At 42.7% G+C, this 23,848-nt stretch carries 17 protein-coding genes; 14 read left to right on the top strand and 3 right to left on the bottom strand.

Annotated features, from left to right (window positions below; genetic code table 11):
• Nucleotides 1–297, top strand: coding sequence for a SelT/SelW/SelH family protein (locus Q4549_RS01575; RefSeq protein WP_303553146.1), 297 nt, complete (start codon nucleotides 1–3; stop codon nucleotides 295–297).
• 76 nt (nucleotides 298–373) lie between these two features.
• On the opposite strand, the gene sodB is transcribed toward Q4549_RS01575, so the two are convergent.
• Nucleotides 374–955 (bottom strand): superoxide dismutase [Fe], encoded by a 582-nt coding sequence (sodB, locus tag Q4549_RS01580; protein WP_303553147.1) that lies wholly within the window; start codon nucleotides 953–955, stop codon nucleotides 374–376.
• 214 nt (nucleotides 956–1,169) lie between these two features.
• Here sodB and Q4549_RS01585 point away from each other — a divergent pair, with 214 nt between their 5' ends.
• The 9 genes from Q4549_RS01585 to Q4549_RS01625 all read left to right on the top strand — a co-directional run bounded on the left by Q4549_RS01585 (nucleotide 1,170) and on the right by Q4549_RS01625 (nucleotide 16,141).
• Entirely contained in the window at nucleotides 1,170–1,508 is a 339-nt protein-coding gene (locus Q4549_RS01585) for a Grx4 family monothiol glutaredoxin (protein WP_137672946.1), read from the top strand.
• A gap of 161 nt (nucleotides 1,509–1,669) precedes the next feature.
• Entirely contained in the window at nucleotides 1,670–3,403 is a 1,734-nt protein-coding gene (locus tag Q4549_RS01590) for a DEAD/DEAH box helicase (protein WP_174235938.1), read from the top strand.
• A gap of 72 nt (nucleotides 3,404–3,475) precedes the next feature.
• Nucleotides 3,476–4,864, top strand: a complete 1,389-nt coding sequence (gene dacB / locus Q4549_RS01595) for a D-alanyl-D-alanine carboxypeptidase/D-alanyl-D-alanine-endopeptidase (RefSeq protein WP_303553148.1) — start codon at nucleotides 3,476–3,478, stop codon at nucleotides 4,862–4,864.
• Nucleotides 4,865–5,062: 198 nt separating this feature from the next.
• Nucleotides 5,063–6,442, top strand: coding sequence for a sodium-dependent transporter (locus tag Q4549_RS01600; protein WP_303508626.1), 1,380 nt, complete (start codon nucleotides 5,063–5,065; stop codon nucleotides 6,440–6,442).
• 143 nt (nucleotides 6,443–6,585) lie between these two features.
• Nucleotides 6,586–9,210 carry an aminopeptidase N gene (gene pepN, locus Q4549_RS01605; RefSeq protein ID WP_303553149.1) on the top strand — a complete coding sequence of 875 codons (2,625 nt, stop codon included), beginning with the start codon at nucleotides 6,586–6,588 and terminating at the stop codon, nucleotides 9,208–9,210.
• A 15-nt stretch (nucleotides 9,211–9,225) separates the two neighbouring features.
• Nucleotides 9,226–9,444 (top strand): DUF2835 family protein, encoded by a 219-nt coding sequence (locus tag Q4549_RS01610; protein ID WP_303553150.1) that lies wholly within the window; start codon nucleotides 9,226–9,228, stop codon nucleotides 9,442–9,444.
• A gap of 158 nt (nucleotides 9,445–9,602) precedes the next feature.
• Nucleotides 9,603–14,432 (top strand): NAD-glutamate dehydrogenase, encoded by a 4,830-nt coding sequence (locus Q4549_RS01615; RefSeq protein ID WP_303553151.1) that lies wholly within the window; start codon nucleotides 9,603–9,605, stop codon nucleotides 14,430–14,432.
• A gap of 57 nt (nucleotides 14,433–14,489) precedes the next feature.
• Entirely contained in the window at nucleotides 14,490–15,500 is a 1,011-nt protein-coding gene (pyrD, locus tag Q4549_RS01620; RefSeq protein ID WP_303553152.1) for a quinone-dependent dihydroorotate dehydrogenase, read from the top strand.
• Between the two features lie 89 nt (nucleotides 15,501–15,589).
• Complete coding sequence (locus tag Q4549_RS01625; protein WP_137672939.1) at nucleotides 15,590–16,141, top strand: cell division protein ZapC domain-containing protein; 552 nt, start codon at nucleotides 15,590–15,592, stop codon at nucleotides 16,139–16,141.
• On the opposite strand, the gene Q4549_RS01630 is transcribed toward Q4549_RS01625, so the two are convergent.
• Nucleotides 16,142–16,717 carry an arylesterase gene (locus tag Q4549_RS01630; RefSeq protein ID WP_303553157.1) on the bottom strand — a complete coding sequence of 192 codons (576 nt, stop codon included), beginning with the start codon at nucleotides 16,715–16,717 and terminating at the stop codon, nucleotides 16,142–16,144.
• Between the two features lie 84 nt (nucleotides 16,718–16,801).
• Between Q4549_RS01630 and Q4549_RS01635 the strand changes: the two genes are divergently transcribed.
• The 4 genes from Q4549_RS01635 to Q4549_RS01650 all read left to right on the top strand — a co-directional run bounded on the left by Q4549_RS01635 (nucleotide 16,802) and on the right by Q4549_RS01650 (nucleotide 23,236).
• Nucleotides 16,802–17,500 (top strand): ABC transporter ATP-binding protein, encoded by a 699-nt coding sequence (locus Q4549_RS01635; protein WP_303553153.1) that lies wholly within the window; start codon nucleotides 16,802–16,804, stop codon nucleotides 17,498–17,500.
• Nucleotides 17,501–17,510: 10 nt separating this feature from the next.
• Nucleotides 17,511–20,009, top strand: coding sequence for an ABC transporter permease (locus Q4549_RS01640; RefSeq protein ID WP_303553154.1), 2,499 nt, complete (start codon nucleotides 17,511–17,513; stop codon nucleotides 20,007–20,009).
• A gap of 133 nt (nucleotides 20,010–20,142) precedes the next feature.
• The gene (cysB, locus tag Q4549_RS01645) at nucleotides 20,143–21,129 is read left to right on the top strand and encodes an HTH-type transcriptional regulator CysB (protein ID WP_137672936.1); all 987 of its coding nucleotides are present in this window, start codon (nucleotides 20,143–20,145) and stop codon (nucleotides 21,127–21,129) included.
• Nucleotides 21,130–21,406: 277 nt separating this feature from the next.
• Nucleotides 21,407–23,236, top strand: a complete 1,830-nt coding sequence (locus Q4549_RS01650; protein WP_303552883.1) for a diguanylate cyclase — start codon at nucleotides 21,407–21,409, stop codon at nucleotides 23,234–23,236.
• Nucleotides 23,237–23,242: 6 nt separating this feature from the next.
• On the opposite strand, the gene Q4549_RS01655 is transcribed toward Q4549_RS01650, so the two are convergent.
• A complete protein-coding gene (locus Q4549_RS01655) occupies nucleotides 23,243–23,647 on the bottom strand; it encodes a GFA family protein (protein WP_303552882.1) in 405 nt (134 codons plus the stop codon).
• Nucleotides 23,648–23,848: the final 201 nt, after the last annotated feature.

Raw genomic sequence — 23,848 nt, forward strand, 5'->3', positions numbered from 1 at the left:
ATGTCGGTAGAGCAAGATGTCGCCTTACCTAAAGTAGCAATATACTACTGCAGTTTATGCGGCTGGTTGTTAAGAGCATCGTGGTTGAGCCAAGAGTTGCTGACTACTTTTTCTCAAGAGCTCGGCGAAGTTGCGTTGCGTCCAGCAAGCAAAGGGCGCTTTCAAATATATGTTAACGACCAATTGATTTGGTGTCGCGTTGCAGATGAAGGCTTCCCTGAAGCTAAGGTCCTTAAGCAACGAGTAAGAGATGTGATTGCTCCAGATATGAGCTTGGGTCATAGCGATCGCAAATAAGCGGCAGGTAAAAGTTAGATAACAAAAAGGGCGCTATTAATAGCGCCCTTTTTTATTGCCTTGCTAGGTATTTAGCTTATGCGAAGTTTGCAGCAGCAAATTCCCAGTTAGCTAAAGCCCAAAAAGCGTTCAAGTAATCAGGGCGAACGTTACGGTAATCAATGTAGTATGCGTGTTCCCACAAATCACAAGTGAATAGTGGTATAACGCCTTCATCAGTTAACGGCGTAGCTGCGTTGCTAGTATTAACGATGGCTAAACTACCGTCAGCGTTTTTAACTAACCAAGTCCAGCTAGAACCAAAGTTGTTAATTGCACTATCAGTGAATTTTGCTTTGAACTCATCGAAAGAACCGAAGCTTGCGTCAATTGCTGCTGCCAAAGCACCAGTAGGTTGACCGCCAGCGTTTGGCGCTAAACAGTTCCAGTAGAAGGTGTGGTTCCATATTTGAGCAGCGTTATTGAATACACCACCAGTAGAAGTTTTAATAATCTCTTCTAGGCTTTTTTCTGCTAAATCGGTGCCTTCAACTAAGCCGTTTAACTTTACTACGTAAGTGTTGTGGTGCTTGCCGTAGTGGAAAGACAAAGTCTCTGCTGAGATGTGTGGCTCAAGCGCGTCTTGTGCGTACGGTAAAGCAGGTAATGTAAATGCCATTGTTTTTTCTCTCCTTGTTATAATTGGCTGAATCAGCGCAATCTTTTATATAGTAAAAACTTTACAAACGAGTTTAGCACTAGTGCTTTATGTGGCAAAGCAAAAACACTAAAAAAAATTGATCTAGCGCAAAGTGGTGAAATCGGCGACTATTTTTGCTAGGGTACGCCCAACACCTAGAATAGACTTAGTGTAAAAATTAGAGAAGTTTAAAATGGAAACGATTGACAAAATCAAACAGCAAATTGCTGAAAACCCAATTCTACTTTACATGAAAGGTTCGCCTAAGTTCCCAAGCTGTGGCTTTTCTGCGCAAACAGTAGAAGCCGTTATGCAATGTGGTGAACGTTTCGCGTATGTAGATATTCTACAAAATCCAGACATTCGTGCAGAGCTACCAAATTACGCTGATTGGCCAACCTTCCCACAACTTTGGGTTGAAGGTGAGCTAGTGGGCGGTTGTGACATCATCATGGAAATGTTTCGCACTGGTGAGCTACAACCTCTTATCAAGGAAACTGCTGAAAAGTACCCAGCAGCGGAAGAAGAATAGAAAGATAGCCTATACTAAAAGCTACTAACCGCTCACTAGAGCGGTTTTTTATTGTCGCCTATCAAGACGGCTAATGTTTTTCCATAAAAATGTAAAATCAATGAGACTTTTTGTGATCAAAAGCGTATAGTGCGCATCCTTTAAATAATTGTGGGCCAAATATGACCGAATCCAGCAGTTCAAGTTTTGAGCAATTCGCTCTACCTGAAACCATTTTAAAAGCTATTTCCGAGATTGGATTCGAGACGCCGTCTCCTATTCAGGAAAAAACCATTCCATTGCTGCTGGAAGGACATGATGTACTTGGCTTAGCACAAACAGGTACCGGTAAAACCGCTGCTTTCTCTTTGCCGTTAATTGCAAAGTTAGACCCTAAGCTAAACGCGCCACAAATGCTGGTTCTTGCTCCTACGCGTGAACTAGCTAACCAAGTAGCCGATGCCATTAAAGACTTTAGTCGTCATATTCCTGGTTTACGCGTGCTGCCTATTTATGGTGGTGCAGATTACGGACAACAAATTAAAGAGCTACGTCGTGGTCCTCAAATTGTTGTTGGTACGCCTGGACGTACTATCGATCACCTAGATCGTGGCAAGCTTAAGCTTGACCAACTAAAAGCCTTAGTATTAGACGAAGCAGATGAAATGCTACGTATGGGCTTTATTGATGATGTTGAACGCATTATGCGCGATATGCCTAAAGAGCGCCAAACAGCGTTGTTCTCGGCAACGATGCCGCCGGCAATCAAAAACATCACTAAAAATTACATGTCTGAGCCAAAAGAAGTAAAAATTGCGGCTAAGACTCAAACTGTATCAAATATTGAGCAGTTCTATTGGCACGTTGCTGGTTTAAACAAAATAGAAGCGTTGGCCCGTATTCTAGAAGTTAACAGCGACAGCGCTTCAATTATTTTTGCCCGCACAAAAACCTCAACCACTGATATTGCTGAGCGTTTGGAAGCTAAAGGTTTCAGTGTTGCTGCACTGAACGGCGACATGAACCAAAGCATGCGTGAGCGCACGATTACTCGTTTGAAATCTGGCAAGCTAGACATCGTAGTAGCAACTGATGTTGCAGCACGTGGTTTAGATGTAGAACGCATTGGCTTAGTGGTTAACTTTGACATTCCATATGACGCTGAAGCTTACGTTCACCGTATTGGCCGTACTGGTCGTGCTGGACGTAGCGGTAAAGCGGTAATGTTTGTTGGTTACCGTGAGCAGCGTTTGTTGCGCAACATTGAACGCGTAACACGTCAAAAAATTGAGCAAATGCAGCTACCTACTCGTGAAGAGATTGAGAAGAAACGTGTTTCTAGCTTCCAAGAAAAGCTTGCTGCAGCAGTAGAAAATGCACAATTAGAAGATTACCAAACGATTGCTTCTGAACTTGCGACCAACCTTGGCATGAGCGAACTTGAACTCGCTACCGCTTTGTTGTTCCAAGCTCAAACAGCACGTCCGTTTAAATTGCCTACCGACCCAGAACCTCGTTCTTCACGCTTCAGCAACGAACGCGGACAACGTGGCGAACGCTCGCAACGCGGCGAACGTGGTGAGCGTAATCATCGCGGTCAACGTGGTGGAGAGCGCGGTGAACGCCCAAGTCGTAACGAAGCCGGTGCCGCTAAACGTAAACGCCGCACTGCAGATGTTGAAATGAACACTTACCGCGTAGATGCTGGTAAAGAACATGGTGTTCAAACTAAACACATTGTAGGTGCCATTGCCAACGAAGCGAATATCAGTAGCGATTACATTGGTAGCGTAAAATTGTTTGATAGCTACTCAACGGTAGAGCTACCAAGCGGTATGCCTGAGAAAACATTCAATCATCTAAAACGTAGTTTTGTTCGCCAACGTGCGATGCGTTTAGAGTTGATAGCTCAATAGGCAGTTAAAATAACAAGCAAAAGGTGAACTTCGGTTCACCTTTTTTATATACTCTCGGTACTGATTTTATGAATGCCGATTAACATGCCCCTGTTTATTAAAATTTCCTTTCTCTGGTTTTGTTTTTTCTCACTGGCTAGTCAAGCTGCACTAGTTTCGCCTCCTGGAACCATTGTTAGCTATGTTGGGCCTAATGGTTCTCAAAACAGCCAATTGTTGCTTACCCCGGCTAGTACTTTAAAGGTGATTACCGCCACTGCAGCCATTAAACAACTTGGTGCAGATTATCGCTTTAATACCCAAGTGAGTGTGAAACCTAATCCCGAAGGGCTGCATCTTCGCTTACATATGCGTGGAGACCCCAGTTTTACCTCCCAAGATCTTAAATCTCTATTAGCTCAAGTCACTAAAGGTTTTGGAAAAAAAGTGGCTTCAATAACCATAGATGAGGGAGTTTTTAGTGGTCATACCCGTAGCCAAGGCCAAGTTTGGAATGATATAGGCATTTGTTTTGCCTCACCTGTGAGTGCGCTGAACATCGATAGCAATTGTGTCAACGGCAACTTAAAGCCAGGAGAATTAGGCCAGTTAAGCAAACTTCATGTGAGTGATACTCAGTTACTGAGCATTGATAACCAGATAACCACGGTGAGTAGAGAGCATCAAGATTGTGAACAAAGCTTGATAGTAGGGGATAACAACCAGTATCAACTAAAAGGTTGTATTAACCAAAACGCTAGGATGATGCCGTTACGTTTTTCGATTAATGATGAACAGCAATATTTCACGCTTAAGTTACGTAGAGTATTACGTCAACTTGGGGTGACTTACCAAGGTAAAATAAGTTATCGCACCCAGTTATCTGAATATGATTCAACATTCAGTCACCGCTCGGTTCCGCTCATCGATTTAGTAGAATTCATGCTGGTGGAATCGGACAACCTCACTGCCGATAGTTTGTTTAAGACGATTGCTGTGGAGCAACAACGGGCGGGTAGTTATCAAGCCGCTAGCGAGTTAGTTAAGCAACAATTAACCGAGCTAGGCCTAGATCTCAGCTATACGGCTTTAAGAGATGGCTCAGGTTTATCTCGAGAAAACTTGGTCAGCGCCGAGTTGCTCTACAATCTGCTTGAGCTTTGGTTAATAGATCCTGATTTAACCCCGCTTATTTATAAGTTGCCGGTAGCTGGGGTGAGTGGCACTTTAAAGTATCGACGCAGTGTAACGCGCCCACCGTTGAAAGCACATATTCATGCTAAAAGTGGCTATGTAAACGGCGTAATAAACCTAGTGGGTTTTATTGAAAAACAGGGACAAATGACGCCCTTTGTATTTATGACAAATGGGGTATCGTTGAATGAACAACAAACTAAGGCCCTAAGGCAACGACAAATAATTCATCCAGTACTAGGCTATGAAAGGGACTGGCTTAAACAACAGTTAGCTGCAATAAAATAGCAATTTATGCATTGTTGAAGAATTATTATTCGGCATATTAAACTGACTATTGAGTGTTATATAGATTGCTTGTAATGACGGATCGCATAAATTCAGCATAAAGATTCATTTTATCTGTAATTCTCATTCTGTTTATGCTTAGATCGGCGGCCTAAAACACGGACGCAATTAGCAAACACAATATAAAAAGAGAAAATCATGAGTAATAACACTTCAGTGAGCAATCGCTGGTCGAGTAACTTTGCTTACATTTTAGCGGCTACCGGTGCTGCTGTAGGTTTAGGTAATATTTGGAAATTCCCTTACATTATGGGCGAAAATGGCGGTGGTGCCTTCGTTCTAGTGTATCTATTATGTATTCTTTTCATTGGTATTCCGGTGATGATGGCCGAGGTTTATTTAGGTAAACAAGGCCGTTCGACACCGGCGAACGCTGTCGCAAAAGTCGCCTTAGAAAATGGTCGCTCTAAAAACTGGGCCTTCATTGGTGGCATGGGTGTACTTGCAGGCTTCTTAGTGTTGAGCTTTTACATCGTTATTGCCGGTTGGGCGGTTGCGTATGTATTCAAATCTGCTGGTGGTGACATTTCTGCTGCAGCAGGCGATGCGAAACAAATTGGTGCGCTATTTGGCGATTTAACCTCTGATCCAAAGCAACTTATTCTTTGGGCTACGTTGGTAATAGTTGGCACTGTAGTCGTTTTGGCTAAGGGCGTTACTAAAGGCCTAGAGCGCATCGTTACCTTGTTAATGCCTGCGCTTTTTGTATTGCTTACTATTATCATGATCTATGCAGCTGTAACCGGTGATTTTGCCGCCGCAGTTAGCTTCATGTTTAGTCCTGATTTTTCTAAACTGACCATAAATGGCGTACTTATGGCCCTAGGCCATGCCTTCTTCACGCTAAGTTTGTCTTCGGGCATTATGATGGTTTATGGCGCTTACCTGCCTGAAGGTGCGTCTATTGCTAAAACCTCTATCTACATTGCCATCGCCGATACTGTGGTTGCGCTAATGGCTGGTTTAGCTATTTACCCGATTGTATTTGCCAATGGCATTGAGCCAAGTGCGGGCCCAGGTTTACTGTTTGTATCGTTACCTATTGCCTTTGGTACTATGCCGCTAGGCGGAGTGGTATCAACAATATTCTTCGTAATGGTTACGGTAGCGGCATTTACGTCGGCGTTAGCATTGCTTGAGTCTACTTCAGCATACCTTGTTGAGCGCAAAGGTTTCCGCCGTAATATTGCTGCTATTGTATCTGGTGGTGCGGTTTGGTTATTAAGCTTAGGTACGATTGGCTCATTTGCAGGTTGGGAGATATTCCAATTTGAAGAAAGCCCAATGGGTAAAAACTTTTTTGAAGTTCTAGATTACATTACCGCGAACATTCTTCTACCACTTGGTGGCTTATTCATTGCTGTCTTTGTAGGTTGGATTGTTCAAGCTGACAACGTTAAGAAAGGAATGGGTTTAGAAAGCCAAGCTTTTCAAATGTTCTCTAAAAGCGTGCGCTTCATATCGCCTATCGCTATTGCAGTAGTATTTTTGAATGCGGTGGGCTTACTGTCATTCTAAGTTTATTGCTATTAAAAAGTCGGCTTAGGCCGACTTTTTTGTTTTTAGCCTTAAGCTGAAAAGGTTAGCTGCACTAACTAATATCTTTTACAATAACTTCATCTTAATTCGTGTATTTTCGACATTCTATATAAGGACGTTTCATGGCCGACTCTTCAGCTCAACCAACAGCCAAATTCCGCTCAGACTACCAAGCACCCGCTTACACAATCGATAGTGTGGCCTTAGAGTTTGATTTAGAACCTCAATCTACTCGAGTTACTGCGGTGTCATCCGTCGTGCGTAAAGCTGAACAGGCTTGTGATTTGATATTAGATGGCGAAAAGCTTGAGTTAATTAGTTTACAAGTTAACGGCGAGACACACCAAGACTATCAAATGAGTGATTCTCAACTGGTCATTCGAAACCTTCCAGAGCAGTTTGAACTAGCCATTGTTACTCAAATTAATCCGGCAGAAAATAAAGCCTTTGAAGGCTTATATCAATCGGGTGATGCGTTTTGTACGCAATGTGAAGCAGAAGGTTTTCGCCGCATTACTTATTTCTTAGATCGTCCCGATGTACTGGCGACGTATTCTACCAAGATTATTGCTGACCAAGCTCAATATCCATTTTTGCTATCCAATGGTAATAAGATTGACCAAGGCGAATTAGAAAACGGCAAACACTGGGTAAGCTGGCAAGACCCGTTTCCAAAACCTTGCTATTTGTTTGCTTTAGTCGCAGGTGACTTTGATTTACTCGAAGACAGCTTTGTGACTCAGTCTGGTCGAACGATTGCCTTAGAGTTATTTGTTGATAAGGGCAACCTAAATCGCACCGAGCATGCAATGGCGTCTTTAAAAGCCTCTATGAAATGGGATGAAGAGCGCTTTAATCTTGAATACGACCTAGACATTTACATGATTGTGGCCGTCGACTTTTTCAACATGGGTGCCATGGAGAATAAGGGCTTAAACGTATTTAACTCAAAGTATGTATTGGCCAACAAAGAAAGTGCTACAGATAACGACTTTTTAGGCATTGAAGCCGTGATTGGTCATGAGTACTTTCACAACTGGACGGGGAACCGCATCACTTGTCGTGATTGGTTTCAACTGTCTTTAAAAGAAGGGTTAACCGTATTTCGCGATCAAGAGTTTAGTTCTGATTTAGGCTCACGCGCGGTAAACCGTATTAAGAATGTTCGAGTATTGCGTAGCCACCAGTTTGCTGAAGACGCAGGCCCAATGGCGCATCCAATCCGCCCCGATAAAGTGATTGAGATGAACAACTTTTACACCCTTACAGTGTATGAGAAGGGCGCAGAAGTGATTCGTATGCTGCACACTTTACTGGGCGAAGAGGGCTTTCAGGCTGGTATGCAAACATATGTAGAGCGCCATGATGGCCAAGCAGCTACCTGCGATGACTTTGTTAGCGCAATGCAAGATGTCAGTGGCAAAGATTTAACGGTGTTTAAACGCTGGTATAGCCAGTCGGGTACACCGATACTCAATGTTGAAAGTACCTACGATGAAGTAAACAAGCAATTCAGTTTAAGCATTCGCCAACATACTCCTGCAACGGCCGAGCAAACCAACAAACAAGCGCTGCATATTCCGGTATCTATTGAGCTATTGGCTAACAGCGGGCAGGCTTTTGCGCTAGAAATTGGTGGCTCTGCTGTGTCAGAGGTGCTGGAGCTAACTGAAGATAAGCAAACGTGGTTGTTTGATAACATTAGCGAACAACCTACTTTGGTTATGCTGCAAGAATTCTCTGCGCCGGTTAAGTTAGATCTGCCTTATTCTACCGAGCAGCTATTGCTGATTATTAATCATGCTTCAAATACCTTCGCCCGTTGGGACGGTATGCAAAAATTAGTGACTGGGTGGATGGTTCAAGCAGTTAGCGCTATTCAGCAAGATAAAGCCCTAGAAATTGATCAAGCAATTGTGGCTACGTTCCGCCAGTTACTGGAAGATCAAAATATCGATAAAGGCTTATTGGCAGAGTTGCTAACGATTAGTGGTGAAAACGAAATCGCTGATAGTTTTGAGCGAGTGGATATTGATGCTATCGCTAAGGCGCGTGATTTCTTTATCGAAAAATTAGCAGAGCACTTAGCCGAGCAGTTCTTGGTGCTAGAACAACGCTGCGCTGAACAAGACCAACAAAGTTTAGCCCATTCAGATATTGCCTTGCGCTCATTACGCGCAGCTTGTTTGCAGTATTTGGCCTATAGCAAACCTAGTTTAGTGGCAGACGCGTATTTTGAAAGCCCATTAATGACCAATAAACTTGCTGCCATGTCTGCTGCAAATAATGCTGCTATCGAACAGCGTGCAGCCATGTTTAAGGATTATGAGAAAAACTGGCAGCACGATGGTTTGGTGATGGATAAGTGGTTGGCATTGCAAGCGAGCTTTTCAGAGGATGGCGCATTAGAACGGGTTAAGGGCTTAAGCCAACACCCAAGCTTTACCATGGAAAACCCAAATCGAGTTCGCTCCTTAATGGGTAGCTTTGCTAATAACAATGCTCGTCATTTCCATGCTAAAGATGGTTCTGGTTACCGCTACTTAACAGATATTCTGTGTATTCTTAATACTCAAAACCCACAGGTTGCATCTCGTTTAATCACGCCATTAATTCAAACGGTGAAACTTGACGATGAACGCAAGGGGTTGATAATTAAGCAATTAGAACGTTTAGCTGGCTTGGACGATCTTAGTAAAGATTTATTTGAAAAAGTCACTAATGGTTTACAGCAACTAAAGGCTTAATTAACTAAGTATCCGATGAAGCAGTACATTTTTAATTTACACATTTCTTACTTGGAGTTTGAACGGGTCTACAAAGGTAGCGCCCGTTCAGTTATCGCTACCGACCAAACCGGTAAGCGGATCCAAATTCCTGCACTCCGCTTTTTACCTTTTTTAAACTCTGGTGGAGTGAGCGGTCGTTTTGTCTTATCTACTGATAACGAAAATAAATTCCTATCGCTTCAAAAAATCTAGTCAACAATGTTGTAAAAATGTAAAAGCATGGTCTAATTGTTTGTAAGGTTTAGCGTATATCTTATCGATTATTTTCTAAACCGAACTACACTAAAATAAACAATAAGCCATTGTTTTAAACAATAATAATTTTACTCTACTAGGATAAGGAATGCGTTATGACAAGAGCGCAGCAACACGCCTCCGTACTGCTTAAAAAAGTCTACCAAATTGTTAATCAGAAACTTGATTCAAAGGCTGCGCCATTAGCCGAGGAGTTTCTCTCTCGGCTGTTTTCTGGCATGGGCAGCGACGATCTCGCCAATCGCAGCGACAGCGATTTATATGGAGTTGGGGTGGGCTTGTGGAATGCCCTCAATCTTACTCAAACCTGCGATCGTCATATCAATGTTTATAACCCCGAACTAAGTCGCCACGGCTGGCAGTCTACTCATACTATTATCGAGATTGTGGTCCCAGATTCCCCTTTTTTGGTGGACTCTATGCGGATGGCGTTAGGGCGTAGTGGCATCAATACCCATCTGCTAATGCATCAGCCAATGCGTTTAGATAGAGATGCGAACAATCAAATCACCGCAGTGCATGATGTGCAGCATGCTGAGTTGGGCAATCAAACCGTATTTATGATTGAGATTGATCGCCAAAGTGACGAAAAAGCGCTGCGTCGTTTAAGTAAAGAATTGAATACCGTATTAGACGAAGTCAATGTAGTGGTAAATGACTGGGCTTTGATGTTAGAAAAGCTGAAAACGGTTAGTAATGAATTGGCTAAGAGTAAAGGTTTAGCGGGTGAAGAGTCGTTGAGCCAAAGTACTGCCTTTTTGGCCTGGATGGCAGATAATAATTTCACTTTGATGGGCTACCGTCACTACAGTTTAAAAAAGATCAAAGGTGATTTACAACTGATTCCGGACGAAAGCGGTAGCTTAGGTTTGTACCGAGAATATGTCACCAGCCAAGTGGTGACCCTATCGAGTTACACAAGTGCCGGGCGAGATCTCGCCACTAATCAAACGCCCTTGGTGCTTAATAAAAGCAATCACAAGTCACGAGTACATCGTCCCGCCTATATCGACCACGTTGGCGTGAAGATTTTTGATAGTAAAGGTACCGTGGTTGGTGAACATCGCTTTATTGGTTTATATGCTTCATCCATTTATAACCGCAGCGCCTTAGAGATCCCGTTAATCAATCAAAAGCTTGCCAGAATTATGGTGAACTCCGATTTGCCGGCCGGCTCCCACGCTTACAAGTCTTTGCTGAATATTATGGAGACTTATCCGCGCGATGAGTTAATTCAAGCCACCGAAGATGAGTTGCTCGATATTGGCTTGGGTGTTGAACAGATTCAAGAACGCGATTTAGTGAAGCTGTTTGTTCGCAAAGATATCTACGGTCGTTTCTATTCTTGTTTGGTGTACACCACCAAAGAGCGTTACAACACGGCTTTACGTATTCATAGCCAACAGATTCTAAAGCAACATTTTAAATCTAAAGAAGATGTGGAGTTTTCTACCTATTTCACCGAAGGGTCAATGGCACGAACTCATTACCTTGTGAGAGTAGATAATAATCAGGAGTTCGACTTGAGCGAGTTACAAACCAACCTCATTGAAGCGGCTAGAACTTGGGAAGATAGGTTAGTTGACTCACTGATTTCTAATTTTGGCGAAGAACGCGCGATTCAGTTAAGCAATAAGTACCAAACAGCCTTTCCACGTTCTTATAAAGAAAACGTGCTACCAGGCTCTGCAGTGGCAGACATTATACAGTTTGAAGACTTAGGTGATGAAAACCAACTCGGTATGTTGTTTTATCGCCCACAAGAAGAAAAGCTCAATACCAACCATGTACGCTTAAAGCTATTTCACTTAAATGAGCCTTTACACTTATCCGACATTCTCCCGATGTTAGAAAATATGGGGCTTCGCGTTATTGGTGAAACACCTTATCGGCTAACCACTAGCGACGACAAAGTGTATTGGGTACTAGACTTCGCGATGTTGTTTGTTGGTGCACAAGACTTAGATATTGAACAAAATCGAGATAACTTCCAGCATGCCTTAGCCGAGATTTGGTCTGGCCAACTTGAAGATGATGGCTTTAACCGTTTGGTATTAGCTGCACAAGCCTCGGGGAGGGATGTGGCGTTATTGCGCGCTTACGCTAAATATATGCGCCAAATAGGCAGTAATTTTAGTCAAAGTTATATTGAAGAAACCTTTGCTAATTACCCTGATATCTCAATGCTACTCATGGAGTTGTTCCGTCGCCGTTTTAATCCGGGTTTAAAACGTTCAGATAAAACGGAAGAGAAAATAGAAGCCAAGCTAATTAGCTTGTTAGATGGTGTAGAGAACCTTGATGACGACCGAATCATTCGTCGTTATTTGGAAATGATTAAAGCGACGTTACGAACCAACTTTTATCAGCTTAACCAAGAAAAAGGCATTAAAGATTATATCTCATTTAAGATGAATCCAAGCCTGATCTCCGACATGCCACAACCTGTCCCAATGTTTGAAATCTTTGTCTATTCTCCTCGAGTAGAAGGGGTGCACTTACGCGGCGGTAAAGTAGCTCGTGGCGGATTACGTTGGTCTGATCGCCGAGAAGACTTTAGAACTGAAGTGTTGGGTTTAGTTAAAGCACAACAAGTAAAAAATACGGTGATTGTGCCGGTTGGCGCAAAAGGTGGCTTTGTTTGTAAACGCCTACCAAGTGCCAGTGATAGAGATGCGTGGCTAACGGAAGGTAAAGAGTGCTATCGCATCTTTATTCGTGGTTTGCTAGACATTACTGACAACAATGTAAAAGGTGAAATAGTCCCACCTAAGCAAGTGGTTCGCCGAGATGAAGACGACCCTTATTTGGTAGTAGCCGCCGATAAAGGCACGGCAACCTTTTCAGATATTGCTAACCAATTAAGCCATGAGTATCAATTTTGGATGGGAGACGCATTTGCTTCTGGTGGCAGCAATGGCTACGACCACAAAGGCATGGGCATCACCGCTCGTGGTGCTTGGGAATCGGTAAAACGTCACTTTCGAGAAATTGGTGTTGATTGCCAAACCACAGACTTTAGCTGTGTTGCAGTAGGCGATATGGCTGGAGATGTATTTGGTAATGGTATGTTGTTATCTGAACATACCTGTTTAGTGGCTGCATTTAACCATATGCACATTATTATTGATCCAACGCCTGATGCTGCGAGTTCGTTTGTAGAGCGTAAACGTTTATTTGAGTTACCTCGCTCGTCTTGGCAAGACTACAACACCAGCCTAATTAGCGAAGGCGGTGGCATTTTCTTGCGTAGTGCTAAATCAATTAAGTTGAGCTCACAAATTCAAAAGCTGCTAGCAACCAAAGAAACTAATGTAACGCCTAACGCGTTAATTAAACTTATTTTGTGTTCACCCGTCGATCTGTTCTGGAATGGCGGTATTGGAACTTATATTAAATCTACCAGCGAATCAGACTCCGATGTGGGAGATCGCGCCAACGATAGCCTGCGAATTAATGGTAATCAGTTAGGCGCTAAAATTGTTGGCGAAGGCGGAAACCTTGGAATTACCCAGCTGGGTAGAATTGAGATTGCAGCCAATGGCGGCCGTATAAACACCGATTTTACTGACAACGTAGGTGGGGTAGATTGTTCTGATAACGAAGTAAATATCAAAATTCTGCTAAATGGTTTAGTTACAAACGGGGATCTTACCGAGAAACAACGTAACAAGTTGTTAGTGGATATGACCGAAAATGTTTCAGAAATAGTGCTCGAAAATGCCTATCGCCAAGGGCAGTCGATTAGCATTACTGAGCAATTAGGTGCCAGCACGGTTAAAGAAATCATTCGCTTTATGCACGCCCTAGAGCGGGATGGTTTACTCAACAGAAGCCTGGAGTTTTTACCTACAGACGAAGAATTAATAGAGCGCCAATCCAATGGTTTAGGGTTAACCCGTCCAGAATTATCAGTGTTGGTGGCTTACGGGAAAATGGTACTCAAAGAGTGGTTCAATGTTGAAGAAGTCACTGAAGATCCATATTTGAGTCAAACCCTAGTTAAATCTTTTCCAGTATTGCTACAGGAGCGCTATGTAGAGCAAATGCATAGCCATCCTTTACGTCATGAAATTGTGGCGACTCGATTGGCAAACAAAGTGGTAGACGACGTTGGTTTTAACTTTGTAACGCGCTTAGTTGAAGAAACCGGTGCTCATCCAGCAGAAATTTGTACTTGTTATGTGATTGCCTGCCAAGTATTTGGTGTGTGGGAGTTGTTCGACAAGATTGAGAGCCTCGACAATAAAGTGAACGCACAGTTGCAGCTTAAGATGATGGATAACATGCGTCGAATTATTCGTCGCGCTACACGTCGTTTCTTAACGCTACGCGATCGTTCGTTAAGTATTGCCCAACAGATAGATCGTTACCGACCTAGTTACTTACAGTTACAGCAAAGCTTAATGGAAGTTCTTGCCCCTGAAGAAGTAAAATTAGTAAACGCCGAATCGAAAGAGTTGCAAGACCAACATGTACCTGCGGATATCGCTTGTGCAATGGCTAAAATGAATTCGATTTATTCGGTACTAGATCTTACTGAAGTAGCAGAGCAGGCTGAGCAAGATATTGTAGCGGTAGCCAGGCTTTACTTTAACTTGGGCGCAAACATTGGTTTGCACTGGTTCTTAGCGCAAATCAATCTACAAAGCGTTGATAATCATTGGCAGGCATTGGCAAGATCTTCGTTTAGGGAAGATCTGGATTGGCAACAACGTCAACTTACCGTGAGTGCACTTAAGTGGGCCGCTAAAATGGAAAGTAGCGATGCGCTAGATGATTGGTTAGCTGCTCATGAAGGCCTGTTAGACCGTTGGAACCACATGTTAGCGGACTTTAAGACCGGTAATACCCATGAGTTTGCTAAATTTTCAGTTTTATTGAGGGAATTGAACCTTTTAAATTTAAACTGCTCCGTAAATTAGTATAAAATACTGCCCCCGAAGCCCTGCATCTTCGGGGGTCTTATACTAGGAGTTTAAATGTATTACCCACTTGCTCGAAAACTAATTTTCCAACTTGATCCAGAACGCGCTCACGATCTTACTATCGAGATGTTTAAACGCACTGGTGGAACACTGTTAGATCGTGTTTATCGCCAACATGTACCTTCTAACCCGGTAGAGTTAATGGGGCTTACATTCCCTAACCCGGTGGGTTTAGCCGCTGGTCTAGATAAAAACGGTGAGTGTATTCAAGCGTTTGACGCAATGGGCTTTGGTTTTGTTGAAGTAGGTACGGTTACACCACGTGCACAGTCGGGTAATGACAAACCGCGTATCTTTAGGGTATTAGAAGCCGACGGTTTAATTAATCGTATGGGCTTTAATAATTTAGGGATCGATAACTTAATAAATAATGTAGAACAAAGTCAGTTCAAAGGGATCCTTGGGATCAATATTGGCAAAAACTTTGATACTCCTGTTGAGAAAGGAAAAGATGATTATTTAATAGGCATGAATAAAGCGTTTCCACATGCTTCATACATTGCTGTTAATATATCTAGTCCAAATACTCCTGGTTTACGATCTTTACAATATGGTGAAGCATTAGAAGATCTATTAAAGGATCTGACTGAGCGTAAAGATCAATTAACTCAGCAATATAATAAACACGTTCCTTTATTGATCAAAATTGCACCAGATTTATCTGAAGATGAAATAGAACAGATAAGTGACTCTTTACTCAAATATAAACTTGATGGCGTCATCGCCACCAATACCACCCTTGAGCGCTCTATGATTGAGGGTATGCCGCACGCCGCTGAAGCCGGTGGCTTGAGTGGTCGTCCTTTGCAATTAAAGTCTACCGAAGTGATTCGAAAATTAGATCATTATTTGAAATCTGAGATCCCAATTATCGGGGTAGGTGGAATAGATTCAGCCATGGCTGCAAAAGAAAAAATGGATGCAGGCGCTAAATTAGTTCAGGTTTATAGTGGATTTATTTACAAAGGCCCGGAATTAATTAAACAAATATCGAATGCTGTATAAAAAATAGTAAATATATTTGTTTTTGTTGGGCTCACGTAGTACATTTGTTTATTAAGTGAGCTCAACACGGATAGTTCTGTTTTTAAATAATGTTAATTCAACCTAATAAACAATGGCACTGGGTATTTGATTCTAATAAGGGAGTAATGACTCTTGAGTTAGGGCCGAATATGTTGTTTGTGTCTAAGTTGTGTAAAAAGCGTTGTGTTCAACATGCCCAAGAAGACAGCCCATTTACTGCCGAGCACACTCAGCTTTATTATCAATTTCTAGAGCAATTAGAATCCTTTAATTGGTCAGATCCCATCAAAGTTCAAATTTGCCTGAATGCTGTTGCCTCAGCGCAATTTCTAAAACCTTTAATGCCGCAAAGTTGGTTTTTCAAAAGTATCGCGACTTCTTCGCAAAATCTGCTGGAACTGGGTAGCTTGGCTGTTTTACAAACCGAGCATTCGCAAACGCGTTGTGTAGTGGTTGAGGTTAGCGAGCAAACGTATACGTTAATGACGATAGAAGCGGGCATGGTGTTAGACGAACGTAAAACACTGAATCAGTTTGAGGCCATTAAGGTGATGCAAGATCGCGTAGCGTCTTTGTCACAACTACTACAAGACCAAAATGGCTTTGCTCAAACGGGCTAACTAGTTGTAAAGCAAATCGAGTAATTGCTGCTGCATTTGCTCGCTAATCATTGGCTGTGCCTGTTGATTAGGGTGAATCCCATCGTTTTGCATCAAATGTGTTTGAGTCGCTATGTCTTCAATAAAAAAGGGCAGGTAGCTAACTTGCTGCTGTTCAGCAATTTTTGGGTAAAGTCCTTCAAAGGCTTGGCGGTATCGCTTTCCATAGTTAGGGGGAATACGGATCTGCATTAATGCCACCTGCACATCGTGTTGCTTTGCCAAGTCGATTATTGCGTTTAAGTTGTTTTCAATATTACTGGTTGGGTGACCTTGTAAACCGTCGTTCCCACCTAATTCAATCAGTAACCAATCAATGTTATGTTGTTCCAGTAGGCTAGGAAGGCGTCGTAACCCGCCAGCTGTGGTTTCGCCACTAATACTGGCGTTGATAAGATCTACTGGCTGATTATTCGCGTTATAGTATTGTTGACTGAGCGCAACCCAACCTTGGTCGATTGTCATGCCATAACCAGCGCTTAAACTGTCGCCTAATATCAAAATAGATTTTGAATTAGAGAAAGCTTTCGTATTCAATGTAAAAAAGAGTAAAACAAATAGTGCGAACAGCGAAAAACTTTTACTTTTGTGTCTAACCATCATTCTTGAGCACCTACTTTTATGCCAACAACCGAATCAACTTCAGCGCCTAACATAATCATAAACGCCAACGGACTCAATCATCATGTTGCAACTCATGCCGGAAACCTGAGTTTATTGAACGATATAAACCTGCAAATAAAGCAAGGTGAGTCTTTGGCCATCGTAGGCGCATCTGGTTCGGGTAAAACCACCTTGTTAAGTATTCTGGCAGGCTTAGATAGCGCTAGCCAAGGCAGTGTGAACTTGTGCGGACAAAACTTGGAATCTTTGGATGAAGAGCAAAGAGCCAGTTTAAGACGTGAAAACGTAGGCTTTATTTTCCAACAGTTTTTATTGGTTCCTGCTTTATCGGCACTTGAGAACGTTATGTTACCTGCTGAGCTTAAGGGGGTAGCTAACGCTAGGCAATTGGCAGAACAGTGGTTAGAAAAAGTAGGCTTGGCAGAAAGACACGACCATTATCCCAATCAACTCTCTGGTGGTGAGCAGCAAAGGGTAGCAATTGCTCGCGCATTTATCAGCCAGCCAAAAGTGTTGTTTGCCGATGAACCATCGGCAAATCTCGATAACAGTAATGGTCAAATTATTGAAGATTTGTTGTTTGAACTAAATCAGCAGTCAGGCACAACGCTTGTACTAGTGACTCACGAGCTTAAGCTAGCAGAACGTTGTGCAAGGCAAATTACTTTGCAAGCCGGCAGAATTATCAAGCAATAAGGAACAATCCATGAAAAGTTTGATATGGCGTTTGTTTCGAGCTGAATTACGCCGAGGCGAGTTAACCATTGTTGCCGCAGCCATTGTATTGGCTGTGAGTTCTGTATGGCTGTTTACCAGTATTACCGACCGCATGGAACAGGCTATTTTTAATAAAAGTGGCGACTTTATTGCCGCAGATAGAGTGGTGCGTAGTGCTCATCCGGTAGATTTACCCTTAGCTGAACAAGCGGATGACCTTGAGCTCGATTACGCCGAGCAACTGCTTTTTCCATCAATGGTTTATGGTAACGAAAACCTAGTGCTTGCCAGCGTAAAAGCGGTGTCAGAGCAGTATCCCTTAAAAGGTAGCTTACGCATTAGCTCAGATGTGGCTGGCAGTGATGCCGCACAAAAACAGGGCATTGCGGTTGGAGAGGCTTGGCTGGCTGAACGATTATTTTATCAACTTAAGGTTGATGTAGGTGATGCCATAGAAATCGGTGAGGCTGAGTTTATTATTAGCGGGCGAATCGTTAATGAACCGGATGCGCCGTTTAGTGTGTTTATGACAGCACCGCGAGTCATTATTAATATTAATGATGTAGCCAAAACGGAAGTAGTACAACCTGGTAGCCGTTTAGCGTATCGCTATATGTTTGCTGGAGAAAAGACCAATTTAGCTGAATTTGAAAACTGGGTGAAACCACTGTTAGCCGACAATCAACGTTTAGTTAATGTAAGCAGTGGTGATTCGCCCTTGGCTGGCGCTTTGCAGAAGGCGCAGCAATTTTTATTATTGGCTGGCCTTATTGGCATTTTATTGGCCAGTGCAGCTATTGCTGTTGCTAGCCGTTTATATTGCCAGCGACATTACGACACGGTGGCAATGTTTAAAGTATTAGGCGCTAGCAAGCCGCAAATCAGAGCCATTTATTTAGGGCATTTGTTTGCAGTTATCGTGGCCTCTATTGTGATTGGCGTTGGGGTAGCGTTTATCGTTCAATGGCCAGTGGCAAATTACGTAGAAAGTTTGCTGAATATAACACTTCCTAGTGCCGGCGCCTCGCCTTACTTAATGGCGATAGGCAGCGGACTTATCTGCGGGATTGCCTTTACTCTTCCTACACTTATTCAACTCTTCGATATCGCACCTATGCGAGTGATTCGTCGCGACAGCGATGATGGAGTGGTAAACCCACTGTGGGTTGGGATTTGGATGCTGTTAAGTGTATTTGTATTACTGCTGCTTTATAGCGGTTCACTGATGTTGAGCTTAATACTGCTGGGTGTTGGCATCGCAGCAGTGGCTTTGTTGCTGGTTATCAGCCAGTTACTGTTGTGGTTTGGCAAAAGGCGCGCTGCTAGCCTACGTAATTTAAGCCTTAAAATTGCAGTTTCATCACTGTACAAACGTGCCAAACAAAATCGAGTGCAACTAATAGGCTTTACGGTAGCGATTAAACTGGCCTTGGTGGTTTGGGTTATTCAACAAGATTTGATTAGTGAGTGGCAACAACAGTTGCCTGAGGGGGCGCCCAATCACTTTATGTACAATATTAGTGAGCCTCAGAAACCCTTAATCAACGCCCGCTTTGAAAATGAGAATGTAGAACTTACTGAAATGTTCCCTATGCTACGTGGCCGATTAGTCTCTATTAACGACGAAGCGGTAAGCCAACAGCGCGAGGGTGAATACTCTGAAAAAAATTCATCACGTAGGCGTGGTGCTGGGCGAGAGCTTAACTTGAGTAGCGTGGCTAACTTGCCTTACCGCAACGCGCTATTAGAAGGAGAATGGCTAAACGCGAGTAGTGTAAATGAAGCCTCGGTAGAACAAGATTTTGCTCAGCGCCTCGATATTACTGTTGGCGATAAACTTGGCTTTATGGTGGGTGCGAGCGAGATAGTGGTAAATGTGACCAGTATCCGCAGCGTTGATTGGAATACAATGCAACCCAACTTTTATGTGCTGCTTAGCCAAGACATTTTAAAAGATTTTCCCACTGGCTATTTAACCTCCTTTAATTTACCTGAAAACAAAAGTGCCTGGATGGCTGAAACCATGGCTAGCTTTCCTACCTTGGTTCTTATTAATGTAAAAGCGCTGATTACACAGTTGTCGCAAGTTGTCGATCAAGTGGCATTAGCACTGCGTTTGGTATTAGTGGTGGTGTTGTTAGCGAGTAGCTTAGTGCTGTATGCGCAGGTGCAAAGCTCATTAGAAGAACGCAGGCAACAGACTGTAATACTGCGTACCTTGGGGGCCAGCGCTAAGTTACTGCGCAACGCTGTTATTTATGAATTTGTTATTCTAGGGTTCTTAGCGGGCTTCATTGCCGCGAGCGCAGCACAGACTATCTTACTACTATTGCAAGTGATGGTATTTGATATTGGTGCGTCGATTAACTGGGGATTATGGTTATTAGGCCCAGTGATTGGCACCTTGTTAGTCTCGGTGATGGGAGCAGGGGCCACCTTACGTTTACTAAAACAGAATTCAGCGCAATTAGTGAGAAATTTGAACTAATTAACGACTGACAAATATGTAGTGGAAAGACATTTCATTCTCTGGTTGTTTGATTATATACTTATAAAAAAATGTAATAAGAAACCCACTAACGGACAGTTAGTTGGTGTTTCGCGCCAGAGAATTTAACTACATGAAATTGCAGCAGTTACGTTATATCGTAGAAGTCGTTAACAATAACCTTAATGTGTCGGCGACTGCGGAAAGCTTGTATACCTCCCAGCCGGGCATCAGTAAGCAGATACGCTTATTAGAAGATGAGCTTGGTGTTCAAATTTTTAAACGTAGCGGCAAACATCTCAGCCAAGTGACTCCTGCGGGTAAGGAAATTATCCGCATTAGTAATGAGATCATGGCTAAGGTGGAGAGCATTAAGGCAGTAGCTAACCAGCATACTCACCCTGATCAAGGCTCCTTGAATATATCAACCACTCATACTCAAGCACGTTATGCATTGCCTGAAGTGATTCAAGGCTTTATTCATCGTTACCCTAATGTGTCCTTGAATATGCATCAAGGAACGCCGAATCAAATTAACGAAGCGGTTGCCAAGGGAAGTGCCGACTTTGCTATTGCGACTGAAGCACTGCATATTTTCTCTGATTTAGTGATGTTGCCTTGTTATCACTGGAATCGCAGTATTCTGGTGCCTAAAGAGCACGAGTTAGCTAAAAAGCACCTTAACGGAGAAGTTGTTACCGTTAACGATTTGGCTAAGCACTCGATTGTTACTTACATCTTCGGTTTTACAGGTCGCTCTGATCTCGATGATGCTTTTGGTCGAGCCGGTAAAGTACCTAAAATTGTATTTACTGCTACCGATGCAGACGTAATAAAAACTTATGTGCGTATGGGTATTGGTGTGGGTGTACTAGCTAGTATGGCCATTGATAAGCAGCATGACCAAGATTTAGTGGCGATTGACGCGAGCCATTTATTTAGAGCCAGCACTACTAAAATTTGTTTCAGAAAAGGCACGTTCTTGCGTACTTACATGTACGACTTTATTGAACGATTTGCTCCACACTTAACCAGAGATATTGTAGATAAAGCTGTGCAAGCTAAGTCGCTAGATGAAGTAGAGGCGTTGTTTACTAATATTGATTTACCTGTGATGTAAATCTACCGCTTAAAATAAAAAAGCAGCCTAATGGCTGCTTTTTTATTGGCTTGTCTATACTACGGAAGTAGTCAATAAAATCTAGTTTAGGCATCGTTTCCTAGGCCTTAATTTTCGTGATGACAAATCGCTAATTAGAGCCCGCCCCGTAGACTTCTTTAACGTTTGTCTTTAAGCTTCTTAGATAGTGGTTAATGTTTTGTTACAGGGCTGTACGAACATTGGAAATAGAGCTACTTCACTCAACGCAGGGAAAGCGTATTTACGCAACATCATCATGACAATTAACTCTTTACGCAGCTTAAGTCAGCAGGTGCTGACCGTTTTTGTTCTACTATTCTGCGGGTTAGTTGCAACTAAAACATATGCTGAGTCTTTAACGGCCTTGCATGTCAATGGCTTAGAAGATGGCAGCCGTTTAGGGCAGCATTTCCATGTGTGGCATGATGAAAGTGGTAGCGCTGATTTAGCCGATGCCATTGCCGCTTTTCGTTTACATAAATTCTCCCCGCTAAAAAGCAAAGGTTCTACGGGTTTACAGGCCGGTGCGTTTTGGAGCGTTTTCTACCTACATAATGATAGTGATAAACCTATTACACTCAACCTAGAGTATGTAGACCATCAGCTGATTTACTTAAGTGCTTATCAGCGTAATACAAGCGCACCAAGCTTTCTTGAGATAGCAGATCTCGCCCTGAGCAATCCCTTTTCTGAACGCTTAGTCAGCCATCAACGTTTTGTTGTGCCGGTAGAGCTAGGAGCAGGAGAGACTTATCAATTCTATTTTCGATTTGGCTCAGACGAGAAGGGCTTTGTATTCCCAGATCTAAGGCTCTGGCAGCCAGACAAAATGCACTATGTGCAAAGCATTGAACTGGGAAGTATCGCCTTTTTAGTCGGTGGATTAGCACTGATGGCAATTATTTCTTTAGTTACTGGTGTAGCCACAAACGACAAAACTTATTATGCCTATTTCGTTTATGCTGGGACTAAGTTAGCCACCTGGCCAACCATTCTTGGTTTTAGTCATATGTTCTTTGTGCGAGAAGATTTTCACTGGAGTTACATGTCTCTCACGGGAGCTATGTCTATTATGACTGGGGTTATTTTTGCTCGAATTTTTCTCCAGACTAAAGTTAATACGCCGCGTTTAGACTACGTTCTCAAGTTTATGATTCTAAATGCAGGCTTATTGGCATTAGCCGCGTTAACCAGAGAAACCGTGTTCTCGGTAGTGCTTATTACTATCGCCTTACTGCTTTACCCTGTGTTAGCCATTGCCAGTCTTATTCGTTGGTATCAAGGGTCTAAAGAGTCCGCTGTATACACCCTAGGCTGGACAGTGTTGATTATTGGTCTATTTAGCCAAGCCTTGCGTGACCTAGGCTTAGTTGAACATACTTTTGTTACTTATTATTGGCCTGTAGTGGCGTCTTACAGTGAAATGATGGTGATCATGGTTGCCATGGGGATCCACTTGTTCAGATTACGACGCTTAAAAGAACAAGCGGAGTTACGTTACCGCAGCCAATTAGAGCGCGCTAAGCAAGAATTAGAAATATTGGTGTCTGAGCGCACCCACGCTTTAGAAGTGGCTAAATCCGAAGCCGAGAAAGAAGCGCGTACCGATCCGCTTACAGGAATCAATAACCGACGCAGCTTTATGGCGAAATCAGAAGCCATGTTCGACAGCTGCCGAAATCGCTCGCATCCTATGTCTATGTTGATGTTCGATATCGATCATTTTAAAAAGATTAATGATAATCATGGGCATGCTGTTGGTGACCAAGCGCTTAAGCTGTTTGCGACCACTATTGAAAGTGAAATTCGAGACGGTGACGTGTTAGGCCGCTTGGGCGGGGAAGAGTTTGGACTTGCCTTGTATTCTGATAAAGATACGGCTATTCACACAGCTGAACGTTTACGTAGCGCAGTAGAAAGGATTTACCTAAACACCGGGGTCGTACAGGTACGATTTACTACCAGTATTGGTGTTGCCTTGATGGAAGCCGAAGAAAGCATAGAGCAATTGATGAGTCATGCTGACCAAGCTCTGTATAAAGCAAAAGAAAGTGGCCGAAATAAAGCTGTAGTATCGGCCGCCTAAAGTTGTTTATTCAGGGAAGCCAGAATATTGTTTAATGCTTTCTATGTTTTTGTACCAGCTCGCTTTTTCTTTTACAAAAATATGGTCTTGAGGCGCTAAGCTTGGGCTGCTATCTAATGATCCAGCCGGAACAATTACCCAACGTTGACTCGACGACAGATAGGGCACAGGGCTGCCGCAGTGTTTACAAAAAGCGTTGGAAATATTCCTACCAGGAACATCATATTGGTTTATTTGCTGCTCCCCACTTAACCAGGTAAAGCGGCTCGGTGTTAAAAACAAATTGGATACGTGGGCACCACCGGAGATCTTTTTGCATTGGTCACAATGGCAAAGATGAAATTGCTCGAAGTTATCCTCTGCTTCAAATCTTACTGCTTCACACAAACAAGTGCCTCTTAATACCTTCATTTGGTTTATCTCCGTAAGTATTTCGTGATGAATTGTACTAAATGCTGTTCAATCTCTTATGCCTTGATGGTATATCAAAAATATTAATAAATGATAAAAACATCTAACTGAGGTCTTTTTACATTAAATTCGTCCATATCTTGATACACGCATTTAACATTTAAGTTGCGTTAAAGCAGCAATTTACTAGTCTTTATGGTA

It is taken from the genome of Agarivorans sp. 2_MG-2023, assembly GCF_030548085.1.
Classification (GTDB): Bacteria; Pseudomonadota; Gammaproteobacteria; order Enterobacterales; family Celerinatantimonadaceae; genus Agarivorans.

Coding starts and splice junctions, on each gene's coding strand:
- Q4549_RS01575 (WP_303553146.1), top strand. CDS start 1: ATGTCGGTAGAGCAAGATGTCGCCTTACCTAAAGTAGCAATATACTAC.
- sodB (WP_303553147.1), bottom strand. CDS start 955: ATGGCATTTACATTACCTGCTTTACCGTACGCACAAGACGCGCTTGAG.
- Q4549_RS01585 (WP_137672946.1), top strand. CDS start 1,170: ATGGAAACGATTGACAAAATCAAACAGCAAATTGCTGAAAACCCAATT.
- Q4549_RS01590 (WP_174235938.1), top strand. CDS start 1,670: ATGACCGAATCCAGCAGTTCAAGTTTTGAGCAATTCGCTCTACCTGAA.
- dacB (WP_303553148.1), top strand. CDS start 3,476: ATGCCGATTAACATGCCCCTGTTTATTAAAATTTCCTTTCTCTGGTTT.
- Q4549_RS01600 (WP_303508626.1), top strand. CDS start 5,063: ATGAGTAATAACACTTCAGTGAGCAATCGCTGGTCGAGTAACTTTGCT.
- pepN (WP_303553149.1), top strand. CDS start 6,586: ATGGCCGACTCTTCAGCTCAACCAACAGCCAAATTCCGCTCAGACTAC.
- Q4549_RS01610 (WP_303553150.1), top strand. CDS start 9,226: ATGAAGCAGTACATTTTTAATTTACACATTTCTTACTTGGAGTTTGAA.
- Q4549_RS01615 (WP_303553151.1), top strand. CDS start 9,603: ATGACAAGAGCGCAGCAACACGCCTCCGTACTGCTTAAAAAAGTCTAC.
- pyrD (WP_303553152.1), top strand. CDS start 14,490: ATGTATTACCCACTTGCTCGAAAACTAATTTTCCAACTTGATCCAGAA.
- Q4549_RS01625 (WP_137672939.1), top strand. CDS start 15,590: ATGTTAATTCAACCTAATAAACAATGGCACTGGGTATTTGATTCTAAT.
- Q4549_RS01635 (WP_303553153.1), top strand. CDS start 16,802: ATGCCAACAACCGAATCAACTTCAGCGCCTAACATAATCATAAACGCC.
- Q4549_RS01640 (WP_303553154.1), top strand. CDS start 17,511: ATGAAAAGTTTGATATGGCGTTTGTTTCGAGCTGAATTACGCCGAGGC.
- cysB (WP_137672936.1), top strand. CDS start 20,143: ATGAAATTGCAGCAGTTACGTTATATCGTAGAAGTCGTTAACAATAAC.
- Q4549_RS01650 (WP_303552883.1), top strand. CDS start 21,407: ATGACAATTAACTCTTTACGCAGCTTAAGTCAGCAGGTGCTGACCGTT.
- Q4549_RS01655 (WP_303552882.1), bottom strand. CDS start 23,647: ATGAAGGTATTAAGAGGCACTTGTTTGTGTGAAGCAGTAAGATTTGAA.